This window comes from Halarchaeum salinum, from assembly GCF_039520965.1.
Lineage (GTDB): Archaea > Halobacteriota > Halobacteria > Halobacteriales > Halobacteriaceae > Halarchaeum > Halarchaeum salinum.
Genome location: NZ_BAAABL010000029.1, coordinates 21,766 through 31,731, shown reverse-complemented (window position 1 = coordinate 31,731; position 9,966 = coordinate 21,766). Strand labels below are relative to the sequence as shown.

At 67.4% G+C, this 9,966-nt stretch carries 10 protein-coding genes; 6 read left to right on the top strand and 4 right to left on the bottom strand.

The annotated features are described in order from the left end of the window. Positions 1-375 precede the first annotated feature (375 nt). Together ABDZ36_RS03080 and ABDZ36_RS03075 are read left to right on the top strand one after the other, a co-directional pair. Positions 376-1,035 (top strand): metallophosphoesterase family protein, encoded by a 660-nt coding sequence (locus tag ABDZ36_RS03080; RefSeq protein ID WP_211313212.1) that lies wholly within the window; start codon positions 376-378, stop codon positions 1,033-1,035. 39 nt (positions 1,036-1,074) lie between these two features. After that, entirely contained in the window at positions 1,075-1,293 is a 219-nt protein-coding gene (locus ABDZ36_RS03075) for a hypothetical protein (protein WP_211313213.1), read from the top strand. On the opposite strand, the gene ABDZ36_RS03070 is transcribed toward ABDZ36_RS03075, so the two are convergent. After that, on the bottom strand, positions 1,271-1,903 hold the full coding sequence (locus ABDZ36_RS03070; protein WP_211313214.1) for a rubrerythrin family protein: 633 nt from the start codon (positions 1,901-1,903) through the stop codon (positions 1,271-1,273). The two genes, ABDZ36_RS03075 and ABDZ36_RS03070, sit on opposite strands and share 23 nt — an antisense overlap. Before the next feature lie 192 nt (positions 1,904-2,095). Continuing rightward, positions 2,096-2,962, bottom strand: coding sequence for a sulfurtransferase (locus tag ABDZ36_RS03065; protein ID WP_211313215.1), 867 nt, complete (start codon positions 2,960-2,962; stop codon positions 2,096-2,098). A gap of 238 nt (positions 2,963-3,200) precedes the next feature. Here ABDZ36_RS03065 and ABDZ36_RS03060 point away from each other — a divergent pair, with 238 nt between their 5' ends. After that, on the top strand, positions 3,201-3,989 hold the full coding sequence (locus ABDZ36_RS03060) for a sulfurtransferase (RefSeq protein ID WP_211313216.1): 789 nt from the start codon (positions 3,201-3,203) through the stop codon (positions 3,987-3,989). Positions 3,990-4,057: 68 nt separating this feature from the next. Here the strand turns inward: ABDZ36_RS03060 and ABDZ36_RS03055 are convergent, their stop codons facing one another. Beyond that, complete coding sequence (locus ABDZ36_RS03055; RefSeq protein ID WP_211313217.1) at positions 4,058-5,050, bottom strand: AI-2E family transporter; 993 nt, start codon at positions 5,048-5,050, stop codon at positions 4,058-4,060. Positions 5,051-5,323: 273 nt separating this feature from the next. Here ABDZ36_RS03055 and ABDZ36_RS03050 point away from each other — a divergent pair, with 273 nt between their 5' ends. From ABDZ36_RS03050 to ABDZ36_RS03040, 3 genes are read left to right on the top strand one after another with little or no spacing between them, the layout of a single operon-like run. Further along, complete coding sequence (locus tag ABDZ36_RS03050) at positions 5,324-6,427, top strand: thiamine ABC transporter substrate-binding protein (RefSeq protein ID WP_211313218.1); 1,104 nt, start codon at positions 5,324-5,326, stop codon at positions 6,425-6,427. Continuing rightward, positions 6,388-8,217, top strand: a complete 1,830-nt coding sequence (locus ABDZ36_RS03045; RefSeq protein WP_211313219.1) for an ABC transporter permease — start codon at positions 6,388-6,390, stop codon at positions 8,215-8,217. Before ABDZ36_RS03050 ends, ABDZ36_RS03045 begins: the two co-directional genes overlap by 40 nt. Then, positions 8,205-9,269, top strand: coding sequence for an ABC transporter ATP-binding protein (locus ABDZ36_RS03040; RefSeq protein ID WP_211313220.1), 1,065 nt, complete (start codon positions 8,205-8,207; stop codon positions 9,267-9,269). The genes ABDZ36_RS03045 and ABDZ36_RS03040 overlap by 13 nt, the downstream gene beginning before the upstream one ends. Here the strand turns inward: ABDZ36_RS03040 and ABDZ36_RS03035 are convergent. Next, positions 9,243-9,920, bottom strand: a complete 678-nt coding sequence (locus ABDZ36_RS03035) for a class I SAM-dependent methyltransferase (RefSeq protein WP_211313221.1) — start codon at positions 9,918-9,920, stop codon at positions 9,243-9,245. The genes ABDZ36_RS03040 and ABDZ36_RS03035 overlap by 27 nt on opposite strands. Positions 9,921-9,966 lie beyond the last annotated feature (46 nt).

Below are 9,966 nucleotides of genomic sequence, written 5' to 3'. Positions count from 1 at the left end.
TCCTCATTCCTTCGGACCACATCGTACTTCTTTGGGGTACTTCAACCCTCCGAAGCCCGATTCGGCCCGAGACGACGTTCGTATTCCCTCCAAATCGCCGGGGACACTTAACCCCCTCGAACCCCACTCGCTTCGAGCGGGGTGAGGGGTCGTCCTCGACGACCGGCGGGCGTTCGTCGGTGGCTCCGGGTGCACCGGGCCACGTCACGTCGTTCGCATTCATTCAGAACGCCGGGTGACGTATAAGCCCGTCGAACCGACCCCCTCCGCGGTACTTCGAATCACGGGATGAACGATCGGGGGAGATACGGCAATCGAACGCGGTCGGGGTCTGTTGTGGGAGACGTTTTTGCGCGGCCGTCTCTTAGAGACGGTATGCGCGTGGGGTTGCTCTCGGATGTGCACGCGAACCGGGTAGCGCTGGAGGCGGTGTTGGACGATATGCCGACCGTGGACGCGGTACTCTGTGCAGGCGACGTGGTCGGCTACAATCCGTGGCCGGCCGCGTGCGTGGACATCCTCCGTGAACGCGGCGTTCCGACGGTGATGGGCAATCATGATCGGATGCTCGCGTCAGGGCGGAACTTCGGCGCGAACGGGATGGCACAGGCGGGTGTACGCCACGCCCAGGAGCGCCTCGACGCCGACGAGCGCACCTGGGTCGAGGACTTACCGCGGGAGCACGTCACGTGCGACGGCCGGGTGAAGGTCGTCCACGACCATCCCGATCGGGTCGATCACTACACGTATCCGCACGAGTTCGCACCGGAGCTCCTCGGCGACGAGGACGTCCTCGTGCTCGGGCACACGCACGTCCAAGCGCATCGTCGTTTCCCCGAGGGTGTCGTCGTGAATCCCGGAAGCGTCGGACAACCGCGCGACGACGACCCGCGCGCGGCGTACGCGATTCTCGACCTCGACGACCTGTCGGTTGAGGAGCACCGCGTCGCGTACGACGTGAATCGGGTCGTCACGGCCGTCGAGAAGGCTGGACTCCCCGAGGGGACGGGGAATCGACTCCGTGACGGACGATAGCGGCAGAACGGTGCAGATCCAAGCAGAGGTCGAACCGGTATGAGCGGACCGCACGCGTACATTCGACGGTGCCCTCATCGCGTCGCGGGCGCGACACTCGGCTTTGTCCTCCTCGAACCGATCGGCGCGGTGTTGTTCAGTATCGAGAGCCTCGTCATCCGGATCGTCACGTACAGAGCTGTCGTGATGTACGGAGTCGACGCCGGAGACGCGACCGGCGGAGAGAGAAGGGGAGCTAGCAGACGGGTTTCGGGTTGACACCCATCGACTCCAGCTGTTCGGTGTACTCTTCGTAGGCGGCCTGGATCGCACCGTCGGCCGCGTCCTTCGCGGCGTCCCAGTCGGCATCGTCCTCGCAAACCTCGGCGAGAAGGTCGCGCGCAGCATCGAGTTGTCCGTCGAGGTCGTCCTTGAGGCCGCGGAAGGTGTTCGCGGTCATCGGGTCCGCCTGCCCGGTGAAGAAGCCCGTGTACTGTTCCTTCGACTTCTCGGTCGCGAGGATGCGTCCGATCATCCCGCCGACACGTCCGGCGGTGATGTCGAGATCGCGGAGGTACGCCTGCATCGCGGAGACGTCGTCACTCGGCTCGAACTCGTCGAGTTCGTTGAGAACGGTCTCGTAATGTTCGCGCTCTTGGTCCGCGGCGTCGGCGAACGTTTCGCCGGCGGGAGTATCGTGGCCCTCGTCGGCCGCCCACGCGGCGAACGTCTCCGCGGCGGCGTGCTCGGCATTCGCGGCGGCGTGAAGCACTTCGTCGGGTTCGAGGTCGCCGCCGGTCGCGGCGTAGAGGGATTTCGAGGAGCCGAGACGGCTGAGAGCGGTGTCGTTGTCGTCGCGAACGGACTCGACGAACTCGTCGGGGGTCATGGATGGGGATTGGACGCCGGGCGGCTAATAACCTCCGTCACGCGGGCACGAATTCGGGTACGACATGGGAGACGGGGCCGTGACTACGCAGCGTGAAAGAAGGGGAGAAGTCGTGATCCGCGGACGCATCAAGCGCGGTTACGTGCCCCGCGCTCCGCCCGGCGTTCGGTTCTCGGGAGACCGAAGGGCGCTCTACTCGCCGCTACCGGTTTCGATGGGGGCGTCGACGAGGTTCCCCCACTCGGTCCACGAGCCGTCGTAGTTGGTGACATCGTCGTAGCCGAGGAGTTCAGAGAGCGCGAACCACGCGATGGAGGAGCGCTCGCCGATTCGGCAGTAGGCGACGACCTCCTGGTCGTTCGTGACGCCCTCGTCCTCGTAGAGCTCCGCGAGCTCCTCCTCAGACTTGAAGCGGCCGTCCTCCTGGACCGTCGCGGCCCACGAGACGTTCTTCGCGCCGGGGACGTGGCCGCCGCGCTGGGCGGTCTCGTTGAGTCCCGGCGGCGCGAGGACCTCACCGCTGTACTCCTCTGGCGAGCGGACGTCGACGAGCGGAATGCCGCGGTCGATCGCGTTCTCGACGTCGTCGCGGTAGGCGCGGATGGACTCGAAGGGACCGCGCGGGGTGTAGTTCACGGAGTCGAACTCGGGGACGACGTCCGTGGTCTCGTAGCCCTCTTCGAGCCAGTAGTCGCGGCCACCGTCGAGGAGGTAGACCTCCTCGTGGCCGAAGTACTTGAACTGCCAGTAGGTGTAGGCGGCGAACCAATTGGAGTTGTCACCGTAGAGGACGACCGTGGAGTCGTCACTGATACCGTGTTCGCCGAGCAGCGTCGCGAAGTCCTCCTTGGAGAGGATGTCGCGCTGCGTCTGGTCCTGAAGCTGCGTCTCCCAGTTGAAGCCGATCGCGCCGGGCGCGTGCTCGTCTTCGTACGCTTCGGTGTCGACGTCGACCTCGACGAGTCGATAGTCGGGGTCGTCGCTCTGGAAGTCGTCGAGGTGGTCCTCGACCCATCCAGCGCTGACGAGAACGTCGTTGGCGTAGTCGTCGTCTACCATACGCGTACACTTTCACCCCAACCATATGATTCTTCTCCAGTTCGCAGGTTCCCCCGCACCTTCCATCTTCCGGCGTGTACTGCCCCTATTTGGAGTGGTAAGGCGACGACGGTGTTGGGTATGTCGATGGTAGCAGATTCTTTTGCCCCTTTCTGTGATGGCACATATATATCGTATTGCATACGGCGCACTGACGCGACCCGAAGCGGTATCCACCCGGACGGTGTAAGCCGACGCGATGGACGAGGACGTCATCGTCTCCGCGGAATGGCTCGAAACGCATCACGCCGATCCGGACGTCGTCGTCGTCGACGTCCGCGATGCGTGGGAGTACGACGGCATCGGGCACGTACCAGGTGCGGTCAACGTCCCCTTCGACAGCTTCCGCGGCGGCGGCGAGGAGGGAATGCTCCCACCGAAGGACGAGTGGGCGGCGTTGCTCGGCGAACACGGGATCGACGAGGGTACCACGGTCGTCGCGTACGACGACACGCACGGCGTCTTCGCGGCGCGCTTCCTCGTCACCGCGCTCCTCTACGGACACGACGACCTCCACCTGCTCGACGGCGACTACTCGGCGTGGATGCAGGGCCACGAAACGAGCAGCGACGCGCCCGACGTCGAGGCAACGACGTACACGGTGACACGCCCCGCCGACTCGCCGCTCGTCACGATCGACGAGGTGGCGGCGGCGACCGACGAGGAGAACGCAGTCGTCGTCGACACGCGCGAGCCTGCGGAGTACGCTGAGGGGCACATCCCGGGCGCGGTGAACCTCGACTGGAAGGAGGTCGTCGACGAGGAGACCCGCGGGCTGAAAGAGCGTGCGACCGTCAAGTCGATCTTTGCCGGGAAGGGTGTCACGCCCGAGAAGCACGTCGTGCTCTACTGCAACACGGCGCGTCGGATCAGCCACACTTTCGTCGTTCTCCAGTGGCTCGGCTACGACGACGTCTCGTTCTACGAGGGGAGTCTCACGGAGTGGAAGGACGCCGATCGGCCCCTCGAAACCGGGAGCGCGGATTAGCTGAAAGAGAGGGCGCTAATCCCCGCCCTCAAGGAAGCGACGCCAGTCACTGAGTAGAACGGGGTAGTTCACGTCCGATACTTCCCCTCTTCGTCGGCGAGCAACGAGACGGTCTCAACGAGTAACGCGACGACGAGCGGCCCGACGATGATCCCGAGCGCGCCGACGGTGAGAAGCCCGCCGGTGAACCCGACGAAGTAGAGGCTCCCGGGGATCCGTGCGGTGTGTCTGGAGAGGCGCGGGCGGACGAGCGGGTCGGGGAGCCACGCGACGAGCACGCCGGCGACGGCGAGAACGGTGATTGCACCCGTCGCGTCGCCGATACTTAGCCGGTAGAGCGCGAGGCCGAGGACGACGAAACTCGGCCCGACGACCGGAAGGAACTGGAGGACGCCGCAGACGAGCGCGAGCGTCACGGGGTAGGTGAACCCGAGCAGCCAGAACACGGGAACGGCGATCGCGGCCGTGACGACGGCCGTGGCGGCCTGGAGGACGTAGATGGCGTAGAGCGTTTCGCGCGCACGCCCGGAGAGTGCCGCGACGATGTCGTGATACCGGAGTGGGACGGCGGCGAGCACGGCCGACTCGGCGTTCTCGTGGGCGACGAGCAGCCCGAAGACGAGGACGCCGAAGAGGGTGAACTTGATCCCGAGGACGGGGAGCGCGCCGACCACGGAGAGGGCGATGTCGCGGAGGATGGCCTCGGCCGCGACCGTCAGGGAGGAGACGTCGATCACGTACGACACGCCGATGACCGACACGTCGAACGAGGCCGGGAGCGCACGTACGAACGCCACCACGCCGCTGGAGCGGACGTAGAGGAGATACGCGAACGCCCCCGCGGGCACGAGCGAGACGACGGCGGCACCGACGGCGGTCACGGCGGCCGCCCACCACGGGTCGAGGCCGTAGTCCTCGACGCGGTAGTAGAGCGGGACGAGAAGGTAGGCGACGGTCGTCGCGAAGACGACAGTCCCGAGGACGCCAGCGAGGACGATGACGGCGAGCGTGGCGACGAGCACGAGGAAGACGGTGAGAACGGTCCGACGAGCGTACGGCACATGCGGTGGTTCGACGGACGGGGGCAAAAACGCACCGCGGGGACGGACACCGAGCATGGACTAGTACGACGAGCGACGGGTGAATGGCGCGGCGTCCCGGTTCGAACGGGCGATACGGCACGGACGCGATGGAGACGGGCGATACGGCACGGACGCGATGGAGGGACGGCAGAACACAGAGCGGATGCTCAGGGGGGTATCGCGGGGGCGCGGAGCGGACACGGTGCAGTCGGACCGATAGCTACGAGTACCACCGGGTGAAACCACGTCGTAGTGAAGCGACGCCATTACCTGCGGGCTGCCGGGGCGACGGGGGCGTTCGCCCTCGCGGGGTGTACGGGCGACGGGGGATCCGAAAACGGCGGGACGAACGCAACGACCGGAACGGCATCCGGGACGCGGACGCTCACCATCGCGACGTACCCCACATATGTCGACGGCAAGAGCTCGCCCGGCGCGTGGCTCAAGCGGAAGTTCGAGGCCACACACGACGGCGTCACCGTCGAGTGGACGACGCCCACCTCGGGGTCGTCGAACGTGGCCGAGTACGTCCGACGCGAGCAGCGGGGCGCGGCCATCGACGCGGACGTCTACGCCGGCTTGAACACGGACGAGTTGGTCCAGATCGACCGCGAACTCGACGCGCCGCTGTTCGCGACGGTCAGGGACGACCTCTCACACGCGGGCGACGTGAAGGAGGGGTTGACGGTCGACCCGAAGGGCCGGGCGGTCCCCTACGACACGGGCTACATCACGCCGGTCGTCGACGCGACGACGCTCGACACCGTCCCCGAGACGTTCGACGACCTGCTCGCCGCGCGCTATCGGGGCGACCTCCTGATGGAGAACGCGCAGGGTTCCGACACGGGGAAGGCCTTCCTACTCCACACGATCCACGAGAAGGGGGCCGACGGCTATCTCGACTACTGGCGCGGTCTCCTGGACAACGACGTTCGCGTCCTCGACACATGGCAGGCGGCATACAACGCGTACACGGCGGGCGAGGCCCCGATGGTCGTCTCCTACTCGAACGATCAGGTGTACGCGGCGAACCAGGGGAAGAACCTCGACGCGTACGAGATCGTCTTCCTGAACGGCGAGGGGTACGCGAACCCCGAGAGCATGGCCGTCTTCGCCGACAGCGATGTCCCGGACCTCGCGCGAGCGTTCGTCGACTTCGTGCTCTCGCCGAAGGCACAGGACGTCGTCCCGCAGCGAAACTACCAGTTCCCCGCGACCACGACCGGGTCGCTCTCCGGCACCTACGCGGAGTACGCGCAGACGCCGCCGTCCCCGGTCACGCTCACGTACGACGACCTCGTGGGGAACGTCTCCGAATGGGTCGAACAGTGGTCCCGACTAGTCGCACGAAACTGAGCCGCGGCCTCGTTCGGCTCCGGGCACGCGCGGGCGGCGTCGCGGACGCAATCGGCGCGCGCGGCGCGTTCCTCGTCACATGCTGCGTCCTCCTCGTCGTCTTCTACTATCCCGTTGGCACCGTGCTCGTGACGGCGTTCACCCACGGAGGCCGCCCCTCGCTCGCGCCGCTGTGGGCGACGCTCACCGACCCGTTCTACTTCGGCGCGCTCGCGGGCGCGCTCACCGATCCCGCGAGCGTTCCCGGCACGCTCGTCGAGTGGGTCGAAGCCGGGTTCCCCGCCGTCCGGACCGGGCTCTTCGGGTTCACCGCGTATCTCGCGCTCCTCGGGACCGCCGGGGCCGTCGTCGTCGGACTCCCCGGGGCGTACGTCCTCGCGCGCTACGAGTTCCGCGGCCGCGAGACGATCCGATCGCTCACCGTCGTCCCGTTCGTCCTCCCCGCGATCATGGTGGCCGTCGGGTTCACGACGATGTTCGGAACAAACGGTGTGGTCAACGACCTCCTCGGTCTCGTCGGCCTCAGTGTCGACGTCGCCTTCGGGCTGCCGATCGTCGTCGCCGCGCTCACCTTCTATAACGCGCCGCTCGTCACGCGTTTCGTCGTGGCCGCCGTCGAAACCGTCGACGTCCGCACCGTCGAGACCGCACGGACCCTCGGCGCGCCGCGCTGGCGCGCGGTCGTCGACGTCGTCCTCCCGCAGGTGTTCCCCTCCTTCCTCGCGAGCGTCCTTCTCGTCTTCATCTTCGACTTCATGGCGTTCCCGATCGTCCTCGCGCTCGGGGGCCTCCAATACGCCACCGTCGAGGTGTGGATCTACTCGCTCGCGTCCGACTTCGAGCTCGCCGAGGCGGCGTCGCTCGCCGTCCTCGAGGCGGCGGTGACGCTCGGGCTCACTTACGTTTATCTGCGCGCCGAGCACCCCGGCGGGAGCGACACCACGGCCGCGTCCGTCCCGCGCGTCCCGCTGATCGGCCCCCCGAGCGCCGGCCGCTTCCTCGCGTGCGCGTACGCGAGTGTTGCGCTCGTCCTCTACGTCGGCCCGCTCACCAGCATGGTCGCGGAGAGCCTCACGCGCGCGGGGTCCGTCTCGACGGCGAACTACGCCTTCCTCCTCGCCCAACAGTTGGGTTCGGGTGGAGCGCGTCCGACTGTCGCCGTCTCGAACAGCCTGCTGTTCGCCGTCGGTGCGGTCGCACTCGCCGTCCCAATGGGCGTCAGCATCGCCGTTGTCACCGGTAGCGGTGGGCGCGTCCGCCGACTCGCCGGCGCGCTCCTGATGGCACCGCTTGCCGTCAGCGGCGTCGTTACGGGGATCGGGCTCCTCCAGGGGCTCGTCTTCGGTATCGACCTGTTCGGATACCACCTCGCGATCACGGGCCCCGTCGCCATCGTCGCCGCGCACGCCGTCGGCGGCTACCCCTTCGTCGTGCGGAACGTCGCACCGCTACTCGCGCGCGTCGAGGACGACCTCGTCGCCGCCGCGCGAACCCTCGGGGCCGGTCCGACGCGAGCCTTCCGCGACGTCACCCTCCCGCTCGTCGCACCGGGCGTCGTCGCCGGCGCGGCGTTCGCGTTCGCCATCAGCATCGGCGAGTTCAACGCGACTATCGTCCTCGCGCGCGACGGGGCGTCGTACACGATGCCGATCGCCCTCGAACGCTACCTCTCGAACCCCTCGGTCGGGCCGTACCTCGGCCCCGCGGCCGCGATGGGGACCGTCCTCCTCGTCGTCACCGCGGCGAGCTTCGTCGTCGTCGAACGCCTCGGCGGGCGGTGGGACCGGTGAGCCTCGAACTCGACGGCGTCGAGCGAGCGTACGGCGACGCGACGGCGCTCCGCGGGATCGACCTCACCGTTCGAGACGGGGAGTTCTTCACCCTCGTCGGCCCCTCGGGGTGTGGGAAGACCACGACGCTGCGCTGTATCGCGGGCCTCGAAGCACCGGACGCCGGCGCGGTCCGTTTCGACGGAACAGATGTCTCCGGCGTCCCGCCCGAAAAGCGCAACGTCGGTGTCGTCTTTCAGGAGTACGCCCTCTTTCCGACGATGACGGTGCGCGAGAACGTCGCCTACGGGTTACAGTTCGACCCGCCCGAGGGCGGGTCAGTCGATACCCGCGTCGACGAGATGCTCGCACTCGTCGACCTCGGCGAGATGGGCGAGCGCAACCCCGACGCGCTCTCGGGCGGCCAGCGTCAGCGCGTCGCGCTCGCCCGCGCGCTCGCCCCCGCCCCCGACGTCCTCCTCCTCGACGAACCCCTCTCCGCGCTCGACGCGCGGCTCCGCGACGAGTTACGTCTCGAACTCAAGCGCGTGCAGCGCGAACTCGGCGTGACGACGGTCTACGTGACGCACGATCAGGCGGAGGCGCTCGCGGTGAGCGACCGACTCGCGGTGCTCCACGACGGGCGAGTCGAACAGGACGGCGAGCCCGAATCGGTGTACGAGAGTCCGGAAACACGCTTCGTCGCGGAGTTCCTCGGCGAGAACAACTGTCTCGACGGCCGGGCGGTTGGAGGGGAAACGGGGGGGTCGACAGTCCACGTCGGGAGCGAGGCGTTCGACGTACACGGGGACTACCGCGGTCCGGTGACGTGCTGTGTTCGGCCCGAATCGCTGGACGTGAACGCGACACACAATCGCTTCGAGGCGCGCGTCACCGACGCCGAGTTCCTCGGCGACGCGTACAGGGTCCACTTCGACTGGAACGGCCGGCCGCTCGTCGCGCGACTCAACGACGCGCCGACAGGGCGCGTGACGCTCGGGTTCGATCCTGTGGACGCGGTCGTGCTGGAGCGCCGCGGCTCCGATTCAGGTCGCGACGCCGACAGTGAGTAGCGTCCCGAGGGTGCGATAGCGTTCGACCATGTCGGCACGGGTGTCGAACCCCTCGTAGGGGAACACGTCGGCATCGGGGATCACGACCTCGCGGTCGGGGATCGTGTCCTGCTCGGCGACGTGAAGGCCGGCGTCGCGGAACGCCGCGCGATACTCCTCTTTATCCCAGCGCGTCATCTCCACGCTGATCCCCGCCTGCCAACCGTGCGAGTGGACGTTCTCCTCGTAGTAGTTCACCGCGCAGTAGAACGTCCCACCGGGACGGAGGACGCGGCGAACCTCCTCGAGGGTGTGTCCGGGATCGGGCGCGTAGTAGAACGCCTCCATCGAGAAGACGTGATCGACGCTGTTGGTGGCGAACGGCAGGTCATCGAAGTCGCCGACGACGTAGCCGATGTCGGGATCGTCGGTGTACGAGCGCGCGTTGCGCGCCATCTCCGGGGAGCCATCGAGTCCGTACGCCCGAGCGATCCCGCGTTCACGGAGCGCCCGAAGGGCGTATCCTGAGCCCGTGCCAAGGTCGAGAACCGTGTCGCCGTCCTCGACCGGCATCCGGGCGAGCGCGTGTTTCGCGGTGTGCCAGTGTCGGTCTTCCATCCCCTTATCGCGGCCCGAAGCCGCCCACTCGTCGAACTCCGCGCGGACGCTCATACGGGACGTGACGGTGATAGGCGGGTAAAACGGTTCGGTACCGCGG

Bases quoted from the DNA above. Each gene is read 5' to 3' on its own strand.
- ABDZ36_RS03080 (WP_211313212.1), top strand. From the start codon at position 376: ATGCGCGTGGGGTTGCTCTCGGATGTGCACGCGAACCGGGTAGCGCTG.
- ABDZ36_RS03075 (WP_211313213.1), top strand. From the start codon at position 1,075: ATGAGCGGACCGCACGCGTACATTCGACGGTGCCCTCATCGCGTCGCG.
- ABDZ36_RS03070 (WP_211313214.1), bottom strand. From the start codon at position 1,903: ATGACCCCCGACGAGTTCGTCGAGTCCGTTCGCGACGACAACGACACC.
- ABDZ36_RS03065 (WP_211313215.1), bottom strand. From the start codon at position 2,962: ATGGTAGACGACGACTACGCCAACGACGTTCTCGTCAGCGCTGGATGG.
- ABDZ36_RS03060 (WP_211313216.1), top strand. From the start codon at position 3,201: ATGGACGAGGACGTCATCGTCTCCGCGGAATGGCTCGAAACGCATCAC.
- ABDZ36_RS03045 (WP_211313219.1), top strand. From the start codon at position 6,388: ATGGGTCGAACAGTGGTCCCGACTAGTCGCACGAAACTGAGCCGCGGC.
- ABDZ36_RS03035 (WP_211313221.1), bottom strand. From the start codon at position 9,920: ATGAGCGTCCGCGCGGAGTTCGACGAGTGGGCGGCTTCGGGCCGCGAT.